A 20,524-nucleotide genomic window follows, 5' to 3' on the forward strand; every position below is an offset into this window, starting at 1 on the left:
TGAAGATCACCAAGGGGGAGACACCGTGAGGCCAGACAGCACCTCCTGGATGACCTACGCCATCAACCTCGCCGAAGCGATGCCGCAGCCAGGCAGGCGGGCCGGCGCAGCGCTCGTCTCCGGGCACAGCGGGCTGATCTGCTCTGCCTTTGAGGGCGAAGAGCCCGGCGTGTCCTGGAGTCGCACGCTGCGGCGCAAGGCCCGAGAACTCGGAGTGTCCAGCGCACACAGCGTCTACCTGACGATCAACACCCTGTCGGAGGCCGGGTCGTTCGAGCTGGCCGAGCTCTTGGCGGACGTGCGGATCGACACGGTGTACATCGGTCTGCCGGACCCGGCGCTGACGAGCTACCGCAGTGGCGATCCCGTCACGGAGCGGGACCAGGTGCTGCGCTTCCCCGACGAACTGCAACGCCACATCCTGGACCAGAACCGAGATCTCTACGCGGCGAGCGGGCAGAGCATCGAGTGCAACCCTCACTACTCCACCCACCGCATCAGCGAGGCCGTCACCACCAAGCTGTTGTCCATGGGGTTCGCGCTGACTAAAGACGACGTCAACGCGCACCGGGGGAGGACGGCGCTCGCCACACTCATCCACCAGAGGTACGGAGCCGAGTACGAAGAAGCGGATCGCGCCGTAGCAGACGCGCTGGCCAGCGCGTTCAACACGAAGTACGGCACCTACGACTACACGCACGACGCTCGCACCGCCAACGCGGGGTGGGCCGACGATTTCATGTCGGTGTACAGGAAGTCGTCCACAAGACCCCTGTCCGCAGTCAGCGTCCTCAACGTCGGCGTCGGCGCCGGCCACGAGGCAACAGCCTTGTTCTCAGACTGCCCGCATATCACCTTCGCCGATATCGCGGAAAGTGGCCTTGCAAACATAAGCAGGCGAATTCCTCGTTCAAGAATCGTCATCTCCAGCGCCGAGGATCTATCCGTCATACCAGACGACAATTTCGATCTGTATGTCTCCTTGAGGACGTACAATTCATCATTCTTCGACACGTCCGCAGCGGCCCGGGAAGCGCACAGAGTACTGAAATCAAGCGCGGTGATTATCGTCTCCGTGGCCAACGGGTTTCTGTATACTCAGCGGGGCTGCGTCGTGCCAGGGTTGATCATTCCCGGAACTGATTTCGTCGACCTCTACCGTGGAATGGAAACGGCGAACCTGATCGGCGCGGAGCTCGAATGCGCTGGATTCAAAGATATTCGAATTCTCCCAACAAGTACCGAGATCTACCTGTCGGCGGTCGCGACTTCCCGTCAGTTCCGGGCGAGGGGCCGTAGGAGGCCGGGGCGACCGGACGGGCCTGGAGGGGCAGCGTGAAGGAAGGGCTTCTGCAATGAACGGGCAAACGATGGTTGCCGATCGCATCCTGCAGTTCAACGAGGGACTCGCGGACACGACGCTCGAACTACCCCCCGGGTACAGGGTTGTCAACCCTTTCAGCGGCCCCCAGAAGGAGCGCGTCCGCGAGGTGACGACCGCGTTCTACCGCCGACACTACGACGATGACAGGCCCCGCCGGCTGATCCTGGGCAGCTCGCCCGCCCGGCGGGGCACGGCCGTGACCGGGGTCCCGTTCGAAGACGCCAAGCTCCTCGAAAGCGACACGGGAGTCGATGTCTCCGACGGCTACGCGGTGAGCCGGCCCTCCGCCGGGTTCCTGCACGACGTCATCACGCGCTACGGGGGACGGCCACGGTTCTACGCCGACTTCGTCATGAGCTTCGTGTGCCCGCTCGGCCTGGTGAAGACGACCCCCCAGGGCAGAGAGGCCAACGCCAACTACTACGAGAACAATGAACTTCTGAAAGCCCTGGAAGGATTCCTCGTGGGTGCCCTGGAGCGTCAGCTGGAATTCGGCACCGACACTTCGGTGTGCTACAGCATCGGCAGCGGCGGAAACTTCAAATTCCTCACGAAGGTGAACGAAGGCCGGGGCTTTTTCAAGGAGATCGTTCCCTTGGAGCACCCGCGATTCATCATGCAGTACAACGGCGATAGGAAAGAAGAGTTCGCCGAGAAATACCTCCGTGCTCTGCGCGGAGAAGGCGACTAGCAGCGGCGCCCTCGGCCTACCTCTGGCCGAGGGCACCCACCACGACGGATCGAGAAGAAGGAGAACAGCATCGTGGTGTCAGAAGGCAGGATCCTGGTCCACTTCGGCTCGGAACACGTCAGCGTCCACCGCCACCAGGGGGGGACGCTGGACCTGCTCACGAAGGACCCGCTCCCGTTCGCAGCCGGCCTCGACGGTGAGGCGCTGGCGGAGCGCGTCGGCGAGTTCTGCGTCGGGCTCACGCAGTACGCCGAGGCCGTCGACAACAAGACCACGCGGGTGCACGCCACCGGGGTGTTCCAGCAGCTGCCGCAGGCGGAGGCGGCCGCGCTGGTCAACAGCGTCTACGTCGACACGGGCCTGTACTTCAACATCGTGGGGCCCGATCTCGAGCGGTTCTACTGGGACACGGCCATGTCCGCCTCCGGCTCGGACGAGATGGTGGAAGGCATGGCCCGGCGGGAGTTTCGGACGGCCGTCGTCTGCGGCAGCTTCCAGCAGTCGCTGGAACTCATCGAGGCCACCATCGCCCGACTGCGCGAGAGCGGCACCGAGGTGCTCAGCCCCCGCAGCACCAGGATCAAGCCGGAGACCGAGGGCACCGACTTCATCCTTTTTGACTACCAGGACCAGCTGAAGAACCACCGCGACACCTGGCGGCACAAGTACGTGCACATGGACGCGTTCCGGCAGGCCGACGCTGTCGTCGTGTGCAACCCGGGCGGTCGCGTCGGAAGCGGCACCGTCTTCGAGCTCGGCTTCATGTCCGCGCTCGGCACGAGGGTCATCTTCACCGAGGAGCCCCGGGGCGTGTCCGTTTCCTTCCCCTGCGAGGTCGGCATGGGGGCCTGAGAACACCCTGCCGTCCCGGTGGTCACCGCCCCGACGGCACACCTTCGGCCCGCGCTCTCCGTCCATCCCAATCCCGCTGCTCGGCTACGTAGATACGGAAAGGACCATCCGCTGGTGGAACCCATCGACATGATCGACACGGTGCGCGACAGGCTGCGGGGGATCGTGGCCTCGGTCCTGGAAGTTGACCAGGACGCCATCAAGCCGGGTGCCCTGTTCTACGAGGACCTCGGCATGAGCTCCCTGGAGAAGACCGAGGTCGTGGTCGCGGTCGAGCGCCAGTACGGACCTCTGTCCGCCCAGGAAGCAGCCGCCTTCACCAGCCTGGACGCCGCGGTGACTGTGCTCGCGAAGCGGGCGAGGACCCGCCAGGACGTCGACCTGATCGACCTCTTGGTGGCGGCCCGCGTCCGTGCCGGCCACGGTGACCGGACTGCCTACCTCGACCCCCAGGCCGGGGAGATCACCTACGCGGGGCTGCTGGAGGCGGCCCGCGGGTACGCGGGCGCCCTGCGAGTCGCGGGCGTGCCCGCCGGCACCCGCGGCCTGCTGGTCGCCAACGACTCCGTGGCGACCGTGACCGCCGTGCTGGGCCTGTGGTGGCACGGCTGCGTCCCCGTGGTGATCAGCCCGATCCTGACCGACGCCGAGCTGCGCTACATCGCGGAGGACTGCGACGCCGCGATGGTGCACCTGGACGCGACCCCCGCGCGGCAGCGCACCCTGGAGGAGCTGTTCGCCACGGCCACCCGGTTCGCCGGTGCGGACGTCCGCACCGGCCTGGCGACGGCGGAAGTCGGCCCCGCGTACCAGCCCGGACAGGCCGGACCCCCGGCCGTGTGGAGCGCGGGCGGCGAGGCGCTCGTGCAGTACACCTCCGGCAGCACCGGCATGCCCAAGGGAGTGCGGCACTCGTCGGGCGCGATCGCGGCCATGGCCCACGGCATCGGCACGGTCCTGGCGCTGACCGAGCAGGACACCGTGCTGTCCAGCGCCCGGATGAGCTTCGGCTTCGGCTTCGGCAGCTCCGTCCTATGCCCCCTTGCGGCCGGCGCCCGCGTCGCGCTCATCAGCGGCACCGTCGACGTCCACTCCCTCACTGCCGCGCTGCAGCACCACCGGCCGACCGTCCTGTTCTCCGTCCCGCGGCTGTACGCGGCCCTGCTGAACGCCTCCGGAAACGAGCTCGCCCCCGTCAGCGTCGACTCCGTGCGGCTGTGCGTGGCGGCTGGCGAGAACCTGCCCGGCCCGCTCGGTGAGCGGATCCGCACCGCCTTCGGCGCCGAGCTGCTCAACGGCCTCGGCGCAACCGAGGTCCTCTACATCGTCGTCGGCACCCCGCCAGGCGAGGACCGGCCGGGGACCTTCGGAGTGCCGGTGCCCGGGACCACCGCGACCGTCCGCGCGACGGACGGCAGGCCCGTCGCCGACGGCGAGCAGGGACGGCTGCACATCGCCGGCCCGACCGTCGCCCTGGGCTACATCGGCCGACCGGAAGCAGCGGCGGCCACCTTCGCCGACGGCGGCGCCTACACCGGCGACGTGGTGCGCCGTGCGCCGGACGGCACGTTCACCCACCTGTGCCGTTCCGATGACGTGCTCAACCTGGGCGGCCACAAGGTCGTGCCCAGCGAGATCGAGAGCGTCCTTCGCGGCGTCGACGGGGTCCAGGACTGCGTGGTGGTCGGCGGCCGCGACGCCGACGGCCTGGAGCAGGCGGTGGCGTACCTGGTGGCCGCGCCCGGATCCGAGGTGACCGCGGTGCGGCGCGCGGTGCTCGCCGCGATACGCGGAGGTCTCGCCACCTACAAGCGGCCCGGCCGCCTGGAGTTCCTCGACCAGCTCCCCACCACCTCGACCGGCAAGGTGGCCGCCTTCGAGCTCAGGAAGGCGGCCAGCCGAGCATGACGTGGGACATCACGGGCATGGCGGCCATCGCCAACATCGGCGCCACCCCGGAAGAGATCTTCGCCGCGCTCTGCGCGGGCAAGGAGAGCCGCGCGCCGTTGAAGGCGTTCGACCCGGCCAAGTACCGGGCGGCCTACGCCTACGAGATCGACGACCGGCCCGAGGCCGGCGTCGACCTGCCGGGGCGTGCCACCCGCTGGTTGACCACCGTCGTCCGCCAGGCGGCCGCCGACGCGGGCCTGGGCAAGGACCTGGCCCAGGTGCCCGTGCTGGTCGGCACGACCATGCGCGAGCAGCGAAGCCTCGAACTGTGGTGGCGCGACGGCGCGCAAGTCGCTGTCGACGACCTGCACTTCGGTACCGCGCTGAAGGCAGAGTTCGGGGCGTGCACCACGTACACCTTCGCCAACGCCTGCTCCGCCTCGCTGTACGCGCTCGGCATGGCCACGGACATGATCGACCTCGGTCTGGCCGACACCGTCATCGTCGCCGGCACCGATGCCGCCACCGAGAGCGGCTTCGGCACCCTCGACCGGGTGCAGAACGATCTCCCCGACGCGCTGCGCCCCTTCGACGCCACCCACAAGGGCATGCTGATGGGGGAGGGCGCGGCGGCTGTCGTCGTCCAGCGCACCGGCACCGGCACCGGGCCCGTGCACGCCCGGGTGCGCGGCGTGTCCATGAACTGCGACGGCCACCACGCCACCGCGCCCGACCCCGACGGCATCACCCGCGCAGTACGGGACGCCTACGCCAGAGCGGGGGTGCGGGCGGGCGACATCGACCTGGTGATGCTGCACGGCAGCGGCACCCCCCTCAACGACAAGACGGAGTCGAGCGTCCTGCGCCACGTCTTCCAGGGCGCGGGCGCCGGTCTGCGGATGACGGCGATCAAGGCGATGACCGGCCACACCATGGGCGGCTCGGGATTGCTCAGCCTCGTGATGGCGGTGCTCGCCATGAAGAGCGGGACGGTCCCCCCGGTCCTGGGCCTGGCCGCCCCGATCCCCGAGGCCGCCGGACTGGGCCTGGTGCAGGGCCGCCCCACCACCGCCGACCTGCGCCTCGCCCAGGTCGACGCGTTCGGCTTCGGAGGGATCAACGCCGTCGCGATCGTGGAGGCCATCCGATGACCGCGACGAGCACGCGGAGAAGGGCGGATGTCCGGGAGGTCGTCGTTACGGGCGTCGGGCTGGCGCTTCCCGGCGTCGCAACGCCCGGCGACCTCCTCGGACTACTGCCGGGGGAGGGCGGCTTCGACCCGGTCACCGGACTGGTCGGACGGGAGCTGCGCCACAAGGACCGGGCGTCCCGGCTCGCCCTTCGCGCCGCCGAGTTCGCCCTCCACGACGCTGCTCTGGCCGACGCCGACGGCCTGTTCACGGGCGCGGCCGGCGGGACCGCCGTCGTGGTCAGCACCAACTTCGGCAATGCGGACAGTGTCTGCGGGGCCGTCGACACCATCGCCGCTGAGGGTGTCACGGGCCTCAGCCCCCTGGGGCTGCCGCAGACGTCCAGCAACGTCATCGCCGGTTGGGTGGCCATCCGTTACCGGCTGGGCGGCCCCAACCTGACGGTCAGCAACGGCGCAACGAGCGGTCTGGACGCCGTGGCCTGGGCCCGGAACCTCATCGTCGCCGGCCGCGCCGAGGCCGCCATCGTCGTCGGCGTCGAGCCAGGCAACCACGTGGTGACGAAGATCCTCGGCGAGCAGTCCACCGACGCGGCGGTCGCCGTCGTCCTGGAGCCTGCGGACGCAGCCGCTTCCCGGGGCGCACGGCCCCGCGCCACGATCACCGGCTACGCACGGACCCGGAACCTCACCGAGGCGCTGGTCTCCACCGGCGAGCCCGCGGAAGGCCCCGTCGGACTGTGGCTCACGGACGGGGCGGAACCCGCCGGCACCACGGCGGGCCGCCTGCTCGCAGCCGCGCGCCGGATCGACCTGGAATCCCAGCTGGGTCCGCTGTCCGGGGCGCTCGGCGTCCTGCAATGCGCCGCCGCGGCCGCCCACCTGGCCAGCGGCGCCTCCGGCAACGCCCTGGCCACCGCCGGAGGCCCCCGCCACGACGCGACTGCCGCCCTGCTGCTGGCCCCGCCGCGAGCCCTTCGCCCGTCCACGCAGGAACGAGGACAACACCCATGACCACCACGAGCGTGACCATCGAGGAGCTCCGCGCCCTGATAGCCGACGTGCTGGAGACCGAGCCCGAAGAGGTCACCGACGATGCGCACTTCGCCCACGAGCTCGACATCGACTCGCTGATGATGCTGGAGATCTTCACCCGCGTGGAGGGCGCGTTCGGCGTCCTGGACAACGCCGTGGTGGCCAGCGGCGTCACCACCCTCGCCGAGCTGCACGCCTTCCTCACCTCGAAGCTCAACCGCGCGACCTTGCCCTCCCCGCTCATCCGACCCAGGCCGGTGAGCGACCCAGCGGCGCGCCTGTTCCTGCTCCACCACGCCGGCGGGTCACACCTGCTCTACCGGGGCTGGGCGGAGCTTTTCCCCGAGGACTGGGAACTGTGCCTGCTGGAGGCGCCCGGCCGCGGCAGCCTCCAGGGCCTTCCGCTGATCGACGACTGCGAGCAGCTGGTCGACTACTTCCACGTCGCCATCGCGCCCCTGCTCGACCGGCCCTTCGGGTTCTTCGGCCACAGCATGGGCGCCCTGATCGGCTACCAGCTCACCCACCGGCTCCTCCGAGAGCGCGGCGCGCTCCCCACCTGGCTGGGGGTCTCCGCCTACGGTGCTCCGGGAGGCGACGCCAGCGGCTGCGGCCCTCACCTGATGGCCGACGACGAACTGCGCGCCTGGCTGCGCAGCGGCGGCGGCAGCCCACCGCAGCTCCTCGACAACGACGTCTGGCGCAAGTTCGCCCCGGTGTTCCGCGCCGACTTCAAGCTTGTGAACACCTGGGCCGCACCCCGCAGCCCCGAGCCGCTGCCCGTCCCGCTCACGGCATTCGCCGGCAGGGGCGACGCGCTGATCGGCGAGGACCGACTCCTCGCCTGGCAGGCGCTCACGACCGACTTCCGCGGACTCGCGAGGTACGACGGTGGCCACTTCTACCTGCTGGACCACCCGCAGCAGCTCGCCGCCGCCATCACGGCCGCGATGCGACCCGCAGCACCTTGAGCCTGCTCGCCATGCCGCCGCGCCGCCCGTCAGACGATCAACTTCGACGGAGCGGCAGCGGAGGGCGTGTTGGCGGGCGTTCAGGCGTCGGGGTCGACTTCGGGGTGCGTGAACCGCACGGGCCGGCCCAGCGACCGGGCGTAGGCGATCTCGGACCGGGTGCTGTCACCGATGTAGTCGCCGACCACGAGCACCTCATCAGCCAGAAGGATCTTCGATCGGTGCAGTGCGTCCAGCCGAACCTTCAGCGCTTCGGCCTCGACCGGGTCGGACCAGAGCGGCTGCGGAGACTTCAGGTCGCAGCCCGGCTTGACGACGATCCGCCCGGCCTCGGTCTCCCGTACCTCTGCCTCGGCCATCTCGGCCATGAAGCGGGTGGAACCGCAGATCGCGACGATCTGCGGGAAGTTCAGCTGCGCCTTCGCCTCGGCGAGCTTCTCCTCGGGGGTGATCACTTGCGGGGACGACACTGTTCCTCCTGGTGGTGCTGCCCGAGGGATGCCTGCGGCGACAAGTACGAGGGCGTCCAAGGTCGCCTTACGGCGAACCGTGAACACACCCGCGCCCGCACTCTATGCGACGGAGATCCCTGCCCGGTGGCGCTTCGCCAGTCAGCCACCTGGCCGCAATTTCGGCCGACCCAAGGCCGCCCTGGCTGCCAGCGCCACGAAGAGCCGCCACGGCCTGCCCGGCTGCCGCCCCGAGCAGCCGCTGTCCGCGGCGTCGGGCCCCAGTGTCGGCCTCGTCAGCCGATCCCCTGTCGGCGGCCGGTGGCGGTGCCGGGACGAGCACGGGAGACTTCCGCCACCCGAACGAGCGAAGAACGACCAGTCGACCGCGTTGACGAAGGCTGCCCGGCGGGGAGGACCTCGGTGGTATGCCAGCCCCGGCTCACCGAACGGCCAGGCCGCCTGCCAGCCGTTGCGGATGCGGCTGGAACCGAGGTTGAGGCGGTCACCTCACCGGCGCCCCGGCCCTGCGCTGCGCCTGCGCCCGCCCTGATCGCTACAGCTGCCCGCTACCCCATTCCTGACCACGCCCGCTGTGCATGTCAACGAGGAGATCATGTCCATCGCATCCCACGGCACGCCGGAGCAGATCGCGGCGATCGCCGAGACGCTGGTGCTCGCGTACGGACTGCGCCCGGCGGAGATCACGCGCATCCCGGAAGGCACCGCGACGGACAACTACGCCATCGTGGACCAGGCGGGCCGTCAGCACTTCGGCAAGGTCTACCGCACGGGCAGCAACTTGGATCTGGAGCTGGCGTCGGTCGAGCTGTCCGAGTACGCCGCCGACGGGGGCGTCGCCACCGCGCGGGCGACCCGCACGCGCGGCCACGAACTCATCGCGACCCATGGGAGGCTTCCGATGTCTCTGTGGTCGTACGTGCCGCACACCGAGACCGCCGAGGGCACCCTGACCGGTGCACGCTGGCCCGCGGTCGGCGAAGCGATGGGCCGTCTTCACCGCCGGCTCGCCACCCACCCCGCCGCCGCACCCGCGCTGGAACCCGGTGCCGCGATCTGCGACGTCGCCACTGCCCGAGACCGCTTCGCCAGGCTGATTTTCGCCTTCCAGCGCAAACCCTGGCTGGGGGAGTTCGAGGCATGGGCTCTGCAAGCGGCGCGGGAGCGGCACGCCGTCCTGGGGGACGTCGAGAACGTCCTCGTCGGGCTTCCACCGCTGACCGTCCAAGTCATGCACGGCGATCTGGCCGGCCCGAACGTCCTGTTGCGGAACGACGCCGTTGCCGCGCTCGTGGACTTCGGCCCCCCCGCACCCGGCTACCTCGCCTGGGAACTCATGCGCCTGGGCTGCGACCCCAAGAGCTTCCAGTCCCACGGCGTCGAGAAGTGGCTCACGAGCTACACCGACCTCGCCCTCGCCTACCGAGACGCCAACCCCTCGGCACCCACGGCCGACCTCCTGTCCTCGGTTCGCGTCGGCTGCGCCGCCATGCTCTGCTCGGCTTTCCCCCTGTCGGCCCCCGTAGACCGACCCCACCTCGTCGACGCTGCGCTTGAGTCCTACGCACGGGCACGGCACGCGGCCGCGCTGACGATTCTGGAGCAACTGCCCGCCTTGGAGCAGGTCCTGCGCGACGCTCTTCGCTGAGCCGCGGACCCTCGCTGTCGGCGTACTCACCTCGCCCGCGGTCCTGCACAGCGGACTCCCCTGGCTGCCCGGGCCTGCCGCACCGGCAGCGTTTGAGGGTCGCCTGTCGGCGCGGCCGCCGCCCGGAGAGCGGCGGGGTCGCGGAGGGTCAGGGCCGGGGCGGGGCGGTGATCATCGGGTGAGCAGCTCCACTTGGAGCAGATCGTCGGGGCTGACCTTGATCGCGGCGATGTCGGCGAGCCACTCCATCCACACCGGTTCGACGCCGGGCGCGGCCTCGAACTCGGCGTCCGTCACGCGTCCCTGCGCGTAAGCGACCGTGCGGTCTGCCAGCTCCTGCAGGGCGTCGGGGGCGATCCAGCGGACATTCTTGGTCTCGCGGGCGCTCGGAGTGAGGTCGCCGGTGACGGTGGCCTGGTAGACGGTCCAGTCATGGCCGGTGCCGCGGGCGTCGGGACGTCGGCGGCATCGGTTGTCCCGCCAGCCGCCGGTGACGCGGGTGAGGCTGGTGACGGTGAGGCCGAGTTCCTCCTCGACCTCGGCGCGGCCGGCGTCCTCGGCGCTGCCGTGGTCGTCAATGTGGCCGGCGGCCGGTGACGCGCCGACGGGGAAGGTGGCGCGATCGAAGATGAGGTAGCGGCCGTGGCGGTCGGTGATGACGATGCCAACGGAGGCGTTGTCGCAGGTCTTCAAGGTCTGGCTCCTGCCGGGCGCTGAACATCACCGGCGTGCGGCGGCACGTCCGGCTTCACGGGATGCCGGGCCGTGCCCGGCGGCATCACAGGGCCCCGGTCTCGGGGCGCGGGACGAAACCTAGCGTTGGGACGGCGTGCGGTCCGCACAGCGGTCGCACCATCCGGGGGGAGAGGACCTCCTGGAGGAACATCTCCTGGATGAACTGCACCTGCGCCCGCAGCAGATGCGACACGCTCCCGGCGGCGGCAAGGTCCTTGCGGCCGACCGCGACATGGATGTGCGGGGCGAGGGCGTCGTTCTCCGGGCTCCAGGCAAGGGTGGCCGCGCCGACGGCCTCCACCGTGTGCAGCACCGTCTCGTCCCACACGGGTGCCTCCGGGTTCTCCAGTGGGCCGTTCGTTCCCACCAATGTCACCTGCCGGAACCCGCCGAGGAACATCGGGATGATCGCTTGCCGGATCCCCATCTCGGGGCAGAAGCCGGTTAAGCCGGTTAGCTCCGCGACGAAGTCGTCGCCGTCGTCGAAGGCCAGCGCGAAGCTGCGCCCCATCGTCACTTCTGCGTGCCGCATCAGCCACGGCCCTCCGGTGTCGTCCCGGCAGGAGCGAAGGCGGCGAGGACCGCGCCGCGGTCGGCGCCGCTGCGCAACAGGACCGTCAGCAGCAGGCGGGCCTTGTAGGGGTCCAGGTGGCCGGCACCGATCAGGCCCCGCTCCAGGAGGTCCTTCTCCGAGCCGTCGAAGCCGTACGCCTGGGTGAGGGTGGTGCCGCCGCCGGTGCGGGAGGCGAGGACGACCGGGATCCGCTGGGCGGCCTCTTGGAGGACGGGCACCCAGGCGGCGGGTACGTGGCCGACTCCGAAGCCGGCGACGACCATGCCGTCGACCTGTTCGAGGAGCGGCGCCAGCAGGCTGCCGTCGTCTCCGAGGGATGCGGTATACACCCCGACGTGGACCCGGCGCGCCGTCGCCGAGGAGAGGGGCAGCGGCTTGTGCGTCGGGACGGCAAGGAGTCGAAGGCGGCCTTCGGCCACGACGCCCAGGGGGCCGGTGTCGGCGGTAGACGTGTTCGTGCTGGTGCTGTGGATCTTCCGGACCCTCGCGGCGTCGAAGACCTGGTCGTTAAAGACGACCAGGACGCCCAGGTCGCTGGTCTGGGGGCTCGCCGCGACGGTGACCGAGGCGAGCAGGTTTGCCGGCCCGTCGGCTCCGGCCAGGTAGGGGGCGCGCATCGCGCCCGTGACGATCACCGGCGTTTTGCCCCCGTACAGCAGGCTCAGCAGGAACGACGTCTCCTCCAGGGTGTCAGTGCCCTGGGTCACGACGAAGCCGTCGAAAGCGCCCTGGCTGTCCATGGCCCGCAGCTGGCCGGGCGAGGTCCTCGATCTCGTCGAGCGTCAGGGACGCGCCCGGCTTGGCCGTGAACGACTGCGTCGTGACGACGATGCCGGTGGCGGCCAGTTGTGGCACGGCTACGATCAGGTCATCCGCGCTCAGGGTGGGCTTCGCCGCGCCCTCCGCGGTGGTGGGGGTCATCGCGATAGTGCCGCCGAGGCCGATCACGAGCACCGTGGGAGGGGAGCTTGGCTTCGTCAACGCGCAGTCCTCGAATCGGTGCTTGAGCAGGGCGAGTTGAGCCTATCGGTTGTCGGCGGGGCCGCCCAGCCTGCCGAGGAAGCACAGGGTCCGGTCGAGCGCGCTGAGGGTGAGCAGGCGACTGCGCGGACGCAGCATGCCGGTGAGCCCCTCCTCAGCCAGGCTCCGGCCCCGGCCGGTCAACCAGGTCCAGTCCAGGTCGAGGTAGTCGGCCAGGGCCGCGAGCCGTGCCGCCGGTGTCGGCCCGTCGACCAGGCTATGGGCCCGTGCGTAGCCGATCACCTCCTGGTAGGGGGCGACCTCCCGGCGCGCGCTGGTCGTGGCGACCCGCCAGACGGACTCCCCGCGCACCCAGTTCGCGAGTATGGCCCGGTGGCTCGCCAGGACGAACCCCTCGACCTCCTGGTACTCCGGCTCCGCGGTCAGCCACACCTTGACCCCGTACATCTCCATCATGGCGATCGTGATGAACAGGAGAATTCGCTCATATGTCTCGCTGGAGCGGACGACGGACTCGGGGACGCAGAACGCGCGACCGAGCGCGTTCCCCGGTCCCGCGAAGCGATCGGCGACGTTCTGCAGGTAGTCGTGCTTGTGCCTGAACAGCAACCAGGGTGCGCACTCCTCGCCAGTGGCTTCGCGGGTCCAGAACGCAGGTACCTCGGGAAGGTCGCCGAGATGGCGGACGATGAACTGGGCGCAGAGGCTGGAGCCCAGCCATGCGGCGCCTATGGGGGACAGGTCGGGCATCTCGGATCGTGGCGGCGCGGAGTTACTGATCCTGACGTAGTGCCGAAGCTGTTCGGCACGGTCAAAGAGAGGGTTGTCGTCCGCCAGCAGGCCGTCGTCCATGACGTGCAGCGCCCAGATGATGGCGTAGACCAGGTCGTCCAGCTCGTAGGCGAGCGGTACACGTGAGTCCTGGCCCACAGCGAGGTTCTGGCGGGCGAGCGCGGCGTCCATCACGTACAGGCCGGACCCGCCTGCGGCACCGGGGGAGGCCAGGATGACGCCTCTGCGCGAGGAGCGGACGAAGGTCTCCAGGTGGGGGAGGTCTGCGGAGCTGATCTTCATGACGTCGCCGCGGGGCTGAGCTTCATAGATCTGCACGCCGATCGAAGTGCCGTCGAAGTGCCGTCCGCCGGCGAGCTCCCAGTTCCCGAAGATGCCAGCGTCCGGGTCACCGGGGACGTGCCGGGAGGTGGGCCAGGTGTAGTCCAGGGTTCGGACCGCGGTACGCGTCCTTCGGTCAAGCGGACGGGGGTGGACAAAGTCACGTATGGGGACGAGCTGGAAGAGGGCCTCGGCCTTCTTGCCGAAGTAGGCCTCAAGGATGGTGCGCAGGTCCCCGCGAGGAATGTGGGTTCCGGCCAGCCACCTCTTGTAGGTAGCCGGGGAAGGCCGGACCCTAGCGAGTCGCGGCTCCTGTAATGCCTTCGCGGCGTCCTCGGCCATGATCGGCCAGAGGACCCGGAACTTGGTCGGTGAAGCGCAGTTGAGCTCCGGAGCGTCCAGCAGGTGAAAGAGGAGGGGCACGACGGTCCGGGTCTGTGACCCCTCTGAGTGGGTCATGGCGTCCGCCTCGATGTCTCCAGAGCCGGGCTGCTCGCGGGGCGTTCGTTCAGCCTCACTGGGCGATCCCTCCGTCCTTCGCCGTCAGGCGACGGACGGGAGAGCACCACAGCGTGGCCGCGAACAGCAACAGGACGAGGATGCCGATGAACATGACGGCGCGGACGCTGGTGAAGAGGGCGAAAGCGCCGGCCGCGAGGGCGGCGAGGGGTCGGAACCCGTTGATCAGCCACAGCGCGGTCTGCTGGACGCGGGCCCGTAGACGTGGCGGGCTGTACCACTGCTGAACGGTCCGCTGGGTGGTCCCCACGCATGTCGCCGCGGCGAAATGGCCGAATCCGGCAAGGGTGAGGACGGTCAGCCAGACCGGGCCCGGTGTGGCGACGATCGGCGGCATCTGCATCAGGGCGTGGACTACGAACCCGACGGCAAGGACGGTGCCGGAGCCGTAACGTCCGACGAGGCGGGGTGCGATGAGGGCTCCGGTAAGGCCGCCGAGACTGCCCGCAGCCATGATCGAGCCGAGACCGGTCGTGCCGACCCTCACCGTGGTCAGCAGGTGGTAGGCCAGCAGGGTGGTGGTCAGACCGCTGCCGACGCCGGTGCCGATCAGGGTCAGGAACAGCGGTCGCAGCACGCGGTTACCGGCGGAGTAGCGAAGGCCCTCTCGGATCTCGTCGAGCATCGGCCGCCGGGCCGCCTGCGACTGGCCGGGCGCGGGAAGGCCCTGTGCGCGGACCGCGCACCACGCGGAGATGACGAAGGACAGGACGTCGGCGACCAGGGCCCGGGCGGGCCCGGCTGTCGCGACGAGGACCGTGCCCAGGGCGCTCCCGGTGACGCCGGCCGTGGTGATCACAGCGGTGAAGTGCGAGTTGGCCCGGTGGAACTGCCTGGAGCCGGCCAGGAGGGGAATAGCTGCCATCGAGGCGGCCGTGTGCAGGACGGACAGGGAGCCCAGGGCCAGTGCGGTCGAGTAGAGGAGCGGCATCGTCAGCATGTCGAGGACGGCGGCGGCCGGGATCAAAAGTGCCACAGCGGCTGCCGCGAGGTCGGTGGTGATCAGGACGGCGCGTGCGGGATGTCGGTCGACCAGCACGCCGGCGGGCAAGGAGACGAGCAGCGCCGGGACGGTTGCGGCGAAGGCGAGGAGGGCGACTTGACCGGTGCTGGCGTTGAGGTAGAGGACAGCGAGGGCGGGGACAGCGACCTTGTGGACGGCGGTTCCCGCGTAGCCGATGCCCTCGCCGACCAACAGAAACCCTAGGGACCGCGTCTTGGACCTACCGCCGGAACGCCGTAAGAGGCTGCTGGTGTCCGATGCCGGTGTCACAGAAGGTGCTCCAAGAGTCAGAAGAGGCAAACGCGCGGAGGTTGTCGGCCGTCAAGGCAGTGGCCCGTCGTCAGGACAGGCGAGCGCGGACGCGTGCGGCGTCCGTGGCGCTCAGCGGCTCGTACGACGCCAGCGCGCGGGAGAAGAGCTCGCGGGCTTCGTCCTCGGCGCCTGCTGTCGCAACGCTCTCGCCGAGGAGTTCCAGGCTCCGGGCCATCCACTGACGCGATCCCGTCTGCTCGAACTCGAGCTGCGCCGTCGAGCCCGCCTGCCGGGCTTCGTCGTGGCGCCCGGCGGCCGAGTACGCCCGGCCGAGCCAGGCCAGGGCCCGGGCCGCGTCGTGCGGGTCGTCGACCTCGATCAGGGCTGCCCGGGCAGTGGCGAGGGTATCGACGGCTGCCGCGGCGTCGCCGCGGCCCAGATGGACCTGCCCGAGCAGAACATCGGACAGGGCGATGCCGCGGGGGTCACCCGTGCGCTCGCGCAGAGTTCGTGCCTGTTCCAGGTGTCCCACGGCTTCCTCGGGGCGTCCGGCCTCGTACGCGGTGACGCCGAGTTCGTGGAGCGCCTGCGCCTCACCTCGTGCGTCGCCGCGGGCGCGGGCGCTGGCCAGAACGTCGGTGAAACACTGGCCCGCTTCGTCGAAGGCGCGCGTGCCGCGCAGGCCAATGCCTAGGGTGTTGGCCATCTCCTGGACGGCGAGGGCGTGGTTGTAGAGGCGTGCGGCCTCCAGGCCGAGGCGGTGGACGTCGACCCACGCGTCGTACATCCGGGCGGCGCGCCACCAAGGCCACATGGCGTGGACGAGCTGCCATACCAGCCCGTACGAGCCGCCCGCGTGCGCGGCGCGGATCGTGGCCAGGAGGTTGGCGGACTGCGCGTCGAGCCAGGACAGGGCCGCCGCCCGGTCGGGAAGGACGAGCGGGTGTTCGGCGGGGTAGACGTAGGTCCGGTCGAGCTGGCGGTGGCTGGGGGTCACCAGCCGCTCGGCCGCAGTGGTCGCGGCCAGGTACCAGTCGGCCGCCCGCCGCCGGGCTTCGCTCTCCGCTCCGTCCGTCTCCTCCCGCACCGCGTGGTCACGTGCATGGACAAGAGCGGAGCGAGAGTAGCGGTAGACGGCTCCGCGTACGGGGTGCGTGCCGTCCCGGAGGAGAAGGCCGCCGGTGGCGACCTCTTCGAGGAGGTCGGCTGCTTCGGCCGGGCCGAGCAGCGCGACGGCGGCCGTGAGGGAACTGTCGACGCTCTGCACAGGTAACTGGGCGAGCTTCCGGTACAGGCGGGCGGCGGGGCGGGAGAGGTCCGCGTACGCGGTATCGAGGGCGGAGGTCACGATCGCTCCGGGGAGGTCGGCGGCGGGGCTGGTGCTCGCGGTCCAGCGGCGGCGTTCGCTCAGGGCGCGGGTGGCAGCGCTGAGCGGCCGGTCCGGGTGCCGGGCGAGTTGGGTGATGCTGAGGGCGAGCGCGAGGGGCAGGCCGGCGGTGAGCGCGATGAGTTCGGTGACGGCTTCCGGTTCCCGCTGGACGCGTTCGGGGCCGAGGCATCGCGTCAGGTAAGAGCTGGCGGCCGAGCGGTCGAGGGGGTTCAGGGCGAGGGCGGCCGCGCCATGGCGGGCGAGTTCCGGCAGCGGGATACGGCTGGTCGCGACGACGAGGTGCCCACTGCCGCCCGGCAGTAGACGGTGGATCTCGTCGGCGTGGGAGACCCCGTCGAGCAGCAGGCACATCGGGTCACGGGCAGCAGTTGCGGACCGCCACCAGGTCGCGAGTTCCTCGGCACCGGCAGGCAGCGGGCCCGGCAGGATGGAGCGCAGCAGTCGGCTGAGGACCTCCCCGGGGTGGGCGGGACCGTCCGGGTCCTGTCCGCGCAGATCGACGTGGAGCTGTCCGCCCGGGTAGTGGGCGGACAGCCCGTGGAGGAGGCGTTCGGCCAGCGCGGTCTTGCCGATGCCGGCGGGCCCGGTCAGCACCGCGATGGGTACGGCGTACTTGGGCTGGGTCTCGATCCACCGGGTGAGCTGGGCCTGCTCCCGTTCCCGGTCGGTCCACGCGGGCGCCACCGGCCGCAACTGCCGTGGCACCGGCGGCTCGTGACGGGGCTGGTGGAAATGGACGGCGCCGACCGTGCCTGCCTGCACGCTGGTGTGCAGGACGGCGTCCCCGCCGACGGTGTTGGTCACCACCGCGGGCCGGAGCGGAGTCCCGGGGGCCTGCTCGGTCATCGCCAGATACCTCGTCGTCGCGTCCGGTAAGGGGTCAGATCTGGGTTTCGCCGCGGACGAGCCACAGCCCGGCCCGCCGCGCGGCGTACCAGGTCAGCTGGTCCTGGTAGAGGCGGTCGGCGAGGGTGATCGCGGTCCGGCTGACCGCGATCACACCGCGCACCGGGCTGGCGGGGTCGGCCAGCATCCGCAGCGCGCGGGCATAGCCGCGCCGCAGGAGCGGGTCGTCGCCGCCGGTTCGCACATCGGTGGCGTCCAGGGCGTCCACGATCGGCGGGCCATGGACGGTCAGACGGTGTGCCGCGGCGTATCCCCGTACGGCGGCTAGGTCGTCGTGGACTTCCCGGCCGGGCCCGGTCAGGGCGTACAGCACCACGTCCGTCGGTCCCGGCACGGAGAGGACCACCCGGTTCATCGTCAGGCGCTCCGCCTCCAGCACGCCGAGGGCCGGGACGGGCGGAGGCTCCGCCGGTGCGGGCCGCTGAGCGCCGGCACGCGGGTACAGACGGCGGCCCGGCAGTACCGGGGCTATCTCGGGCACCTGGGCGGCGAGAGTGAGGGCATTCACCGCAGGGCTCCGATCCCGTGCGCGGGGCGAGGGGCGTCGAGAGGGACGGCACAGGTGATCAGGCCCGAAAGGCCGTCCCGTTCCTGCGCATTGAGCCGTAGCCGTTCCACCAGTTCACCGTCGCGGTTACTGCCCGTGCCGGTGACCAGCCAGCCCAGGGACTGGAGGTAGTCGAGCAGCGGGTCCGTGGCAGCGCCGCTCGCCGGGGACGGCGCCTCGGCGTATACCCGCGTCGCCCCGGCCCGGGCGGCGAAGTCGCTCGCCCAGAGCGTGATCAGCCAGCCGTACCGCTCGCTGAGACCCACAGCCGTGTAGAAGAGCGAGATCCCCAGGCAGGGCCCATCCTCGTCCTCGATTCGCGGGTGCTGTTCGTGCCGGCGGTGCAGCATCAGGCAGCCCAGGAGTCTTTCCTCGCCGGCGGCGTCGTCCTCGTACAGGCCGACGCCCTCCGCCCAGGCGTCCCGGTAGGCGGCGATGTGGCGGTGGGGCAGCGTGATGCCGCACGCGGCGAACTGCCGGGCCCGGTCATCGACCAGGGCGGCGGCCGTCGCACGGTCGGCGTCGGTGATCAGCGGTCGCATCTCATACTGCGGTCCAGCCGACCGGTGCTCGTCCTGGTCTCCAGCCGGGGGTGCGGTGGTGGTGTTCACCGTGCGGCTCCTTCACCGACGGCGGTGGACGAGGACGGGACAACTTCTGCGTCCGCACCGAGTAGGCCCAGGGCGTGGCCCCAGCCGACGAGCTGCGTGGCGTTGGCAACGCCCGCCGCGCGTACGAGGTCCTCCGTGGAGGCTTTGACGTCGGCCGGGGTGATCTTCGCCGCCTTGGCGATGTCGGCGAGCGCGGAGTGCTCGGCGAGTGCCGTGAGCAGCCGCCGCTGGTCCTCGTCGGCCGCGAAGGACGGCCGTACCACGGAGAGCGAGGGTACGGGGACCTGCCGGTGCAGGAGCAGGGCGTGGGCGAGGACCGGGCGGGAGGAGCGGGGCGGGCAGCGGAGGCTGCGGCGCATGCCGCGGATGTGGGAGGTCACCGTGGCGCCAGACAGGTGTCCTTCGGCGGCGATCTCGCTGTTGGTCCGGCCCCGGACCAGGCGCTCGGCGATCCGTTTCTGGGCGGGGGTGATCGGAGTGATGGGGGCTGCGGTGGTCATCTGGGGGTCCTGGTCGGTTGGGGTAGTCAGGCGGACGGGGTGCCGAGGCGGACGGGGAGCTCCTGGTGCCCGTTGGAGATGAAGCTGGGCAGGGGCCGGAGCTGGTCGGGCGTGACGGCCAGGTGGAGGTGGGGGAAGCGGGTGAAGAGCGCTTCGAGGGCGATCCGGGCCTCGATGCGGGCGAGTTCGGCGCCCAGGCACAGGTGGGTGGCGTGGCCGAAGGCGAGGTGGTCGCGGGCGCTGTGGCGGGTGATGTCGAACTGGTCGGCGGTAGGGCCGTGGAGGTCGGTGTCGCGGCCGGCGGCGGCGTAGTTGATAGCGAGGGCGTCGCCCTGGGCGAAGGTGATGCCGGTGGCGTCGTCCGTCAGCTCGCGTACGGCGAAGCGCAGGATGATCGTCGCGATCGGGGCCTGGTGGCGCAGGGTCTCTTCGACGACGGGTTCCCAGCCGGTTTGCCCGGTGGTGGCCCGGGTGAGCTGGTCGGGGTGGGTCAGGAGGTTGGTGATGGCGTGGTCGAGGAGGTCGACGGTGGTCTCGTGTCCGGCGCCGATGAGCAGGACCAGGCTGTCGGCGAGTTCCTGTTCGCTGAGCTGGCCACTGTCGTGGGCGGCGATGAGGCCGGAGGTGACGTCGTCTCCGGGCTGCTCGCGCTTGCGGGCCACCAGGGCGGCGATGAGCTCGTAGACCCGGACCGGGGCGGCTTCGGCCTCCTCGGGAGCGAGGTCGGTGGCGAACAGGGCGCCGGCCGCGTCGCGGAAGTCGTCGTGGAGGTCCTCGGGGACGCCGAGGATCGCGTTGACCACGAGGAGCGGCAGGCGCCAGGCGAAGCGGTCGCGCAGGTCGACGGTCTCTTCGGGGCCGGCGTGCTGGAGGTCGTCGAGGAGGGTGTGGGTGATGGCCTCGATCTGCGGGGCCAGGGCGCGGACCCGGCGGGTGCTGAACGCGGCCGCCAGGGGGCGGCGCAGGCGGTGGTGCTCGTCGCCGTACGCACTCAGCGCGTTGCGGACGTCGACCCAGATCCGCAGTGGCCAGTCGGCGGGGACCGTGCGGTTGATGTAGGCGGGCCAGTGCTGGTGGGCGTCCTTGGAGATGTCGGGGTGTTTGAGCAGGCGGCGTATGAGGCCGGGGTCGGTGACGGACCAGGTGGGGATGGAGTCGGGCAGGCCCGGCAGGACGACCCGGGTGGCCGGGCCGCGGGTGCGCAGAGCGGCGGCCTCGGCGTGGATGTCGGAGCCGGTGGCGTCGAGGCGGAAGGGGCAGCCGGCGGCGGGGGACTGGGTGGTGGAGGTGCTGGCAGTCATG

The 20,524-nt window shown here is 70.7% G+C and carries 18 protein-coding genes and 1 pseudogene; 8 read left to right on the plus strand and 11 right to left on the minus strand.

All coding sequences use genetic code 11. The features are described 5' to 3' along the window. The first annotated feature begins 49 nt into the window (after positions 1–49). The 7 genes from PZB75_RS31110 (at position 50) to PZB75_RS31140 (ending at position 7,973) form a co-directional block, all read left to right on the plus strand. Positions 50–1,339 (plus strand): methyltransferase domain-containing protein, encoded by a 1,290-nt coding sequence (locus PZB75_RS31110; RefSeq protein WP_275539032.1) that lies wholly within the window; start codon positions 50–52, stop codon positions 1,337–1,339. Between the two features lie 16 nt (positions 1,340–1,355). Beyond that, on the plus strand, positions 1,356–2,075 hold the full coding sequence (locus tag PZB75_RS31115) for a uracil-DNA glycosylase family protein (protein ID WP_275539033.1): 720 nt from the start codon (positions 1,356–1,358) through the stop codon (positions 2,073–2,075). A gap of 75 nt (positions 2,076–2,150) precedes the next feature. After that, a complete protein-coding gene (locus tag PZB75_RS31120; protein WP_275539034.1) occupies positions 2,151–2,927 on the plus strand; it encodes a nucleoside 2-deoxyribosyltransferase in 777 nt (258 codons plus the stop codon). A gap of 114 nt (positions 2,928–3,041) precedes the next feature. Then, positions 3,042–4,835, plus strand: coding sequence for an AMP-binding protein (locus tag PZB75_RS31125; protein WP_275539035.1), 1,794 nt, complete (start codon positions 3,042–3,044; stop codon positions 4,833–4,835). Beyond that, on the plus strand, positions 4,832–5,968 hold the full coding sequence (locus PZB75_RS31130) for a beta-ketoacyl synthase N-terminal-like domain-containing protein (RefSeq protein WP_275539036.1): 1,137 nt from the start codon (positions 4,832–4,834) through the stop codon (positions 5,966–5,968). The genes PZB75_RS31125 and PZB75_RS31130 overlap by 4 nt, the downstream gene beginning before the upstream one ends. Further along, positions 5,965–6,981, plus strand: a complete 1,017-nt coding sequence (locus tag PZB75_RS31135; RefSeq protein ID WP_275539037.1) for a beta-ketoacyl synthase N-terminal-like domain-containing protein — start codon at positions 5,965–5,967, stop codon at positions 6,979–6,981. The genes PZB75_RS31130 and PZB75_RS31135 overlap by 4 nt, the downstream gene beginning before the upstream one ends. Continuing rightward, complete coding sequence (locus tag PZB75_RS31140) at positions 6,978–7,973, plus strand: alpha/beta fold hydrolase (protein ID WP_275539038.1); 996 nt, start codon at positions 6,978–6,980, stop codon at positions 7,971–7,973. The genes PZB75_RS31135 and PZB75_RS31140 overlap by 4 nt, the downstream gene beginning before the upstream one ends. A gap of 80 nt (positions 7,974–8,053) precedes the next feature. Here the strand turns inward: PZB75_RS31140 and PZB75_RS31145 are convergent, their stop codons facing one another. Continuing rightward, positions 8,054–8,443: a hypothetical protein gene (locus tag PZB75_RS31145; protein WP_275539039.1), complete on the minus strand. Its 390-nt coding sequence runs from the start codon at positions 8,441–8,443 to the stop codon at positions 8,054–8,056. Positions 8,444–9,038: 595 nt separating this feature from the next. On the opposite strand from PZB75_RS31145, the gene PZB75_RS31150 reads away from it, so the two are divergent. Next, the gene (locus PZB75_RS31150; protein ID WP_275539040.1) at positions 9,039–10,091 is read left to right on the plus strand and encodes a phosphotransferase; all 1,053 of its coding nucleotides are present in this window, start codon (positions 9,039–9,041) and stop codon (positions 10,089–10,091) included. 171 nt (positions 10,092–10,262) lie between these two features. Here the strand turns inward: PZB75_RS31150 and PZB75_RS31155 are convergent, their stop codons facing one another. From PZB75_RS31155 to PZB75_RS31200, 10 genes and pseudogenes are all read right to left on the minus strand, one after another. Then, entirely contained in the window at positions 10,263–10,784 is a 522-nt protein-coding gene (locus PZB75_RS31155; protein ID WP_275539041.1) for an NUDIX hydrolase, read from the minus strand. Positions 10,785–10,869: 85 nt separating this feature from the next. After that, positions 10,870–11,358, minus strand: coding sequence for a DUF296 domain-containing protein (locus PZB75_RS31160; RefSeq protein WP_275539042.1), 489 nt, complete (start codon positions 11,356–11,358; stop codon positions 10,870–10,872). Next, a pseudogene (locus tag PZB75_RS31165) lies at positions 11,358–12,321 on the minus strand (asparaginase). The gene PZB75_RS31160 and the pseudogene PZB75_RS31165 overlap by 1 nt, the downstream one beginning before the upstream one ends. Positions 12,322–12,423: 102 nt before the next feature. Beyond that, on the minus strand, positions 12,424–13,953 hold the full coding sequence (locus tag PZB75_RS31170) for a transcriptional regulator, XRE family protein (RefSeq protein ID WP_275539043.1): 1,530 nt from the start codon (positions 13,951–13,953) through the stop codon (positions 12,424–12,426). Between the two features lie 55 nt (positions 13,954–14,008). Beyond that, positions 14,009–15,208, minus strand: a complete 1,200-nt coding sequence (locus PZB75_RS31175) for an MFS transporter (RefSeq protein ID WP_275539044.1) — start codon at positions 15,206–15,208, stop codon at positions 14,009–14,011. A gap of 148 nt (positions 15,209–15,356) precedes the next feature. Further along, positions 15,357–17,504, minus strand: a complete 2,148-nt coding sequence (locus PZB75_RS31180) for a tetratricopeptide repeat protein (RefSeq protein ID WP_275539045.1) — start codon at positions 17,502–17,504, stop codon at positions 15,357–15,359. A gap of 34 nt (positions 17,505–17,538) precedes the next feature. Then, complete coding sequence (locus tag PZB75_RS31185; RefSeq protein WP_275539046.1) at positions 17,539–18,072, minus strand: hypothetical protein; 534 nt, start codon at positions 18,070–18,072, stop codon at positions 17,539–17,541. Continuing rightward, on the minus strand, positions 18,069–18,722 hold the full coding sequence (locus tag PZB75_RS31190) for a hypothetical protein (protein WP_275539047.1): 654 nt from the start codon (positions 18,720–18,722) through the stop codon (positions 18,069–18,071). The genes PZB75_RS31185 and PZB75_RS31190 overlap by 4 nt, the downstream gene beginning before the upstream one ends. After that, positions 18,719–19,222: a LuxR C-terminal-related transcriptional regulator gene (locus tag PZB75_RS31195; protein ID WP_275539048.1), complete on the minus strand. Its 504-nt coding sequence runs from the start codon at positions 19,220–19,222 to the stop codon at positions 18,719–18,721. Before PZB75_RS31195 ends, PZB75_RS31190 begins: the two co-directional genes overlap by 4 nt. 26 nt (positions 19,223–19,248) lie before the next feature. After that, on the minus strand, positions 19,249–20,523 hold the full coding sequence (locus PZB75_RS31200; protein ID WP_275539049.1) for a cytochrome P450: 1,275 nt from the start codon (positions 20,521–20,523) through the stop codon (positions 19,249–19,251). Position 20,524: the final 1 nt, after the last annotated feature.

The sequence above is a fragment of the Streptomyces sp. AM 4-1-1 genome, assembly GCF_029167625.1.
GTDB lineage: Bacteria > Actinomycetota > Actinomycetes > Streptomycetales > Streptomycetaceae > Streptomyces.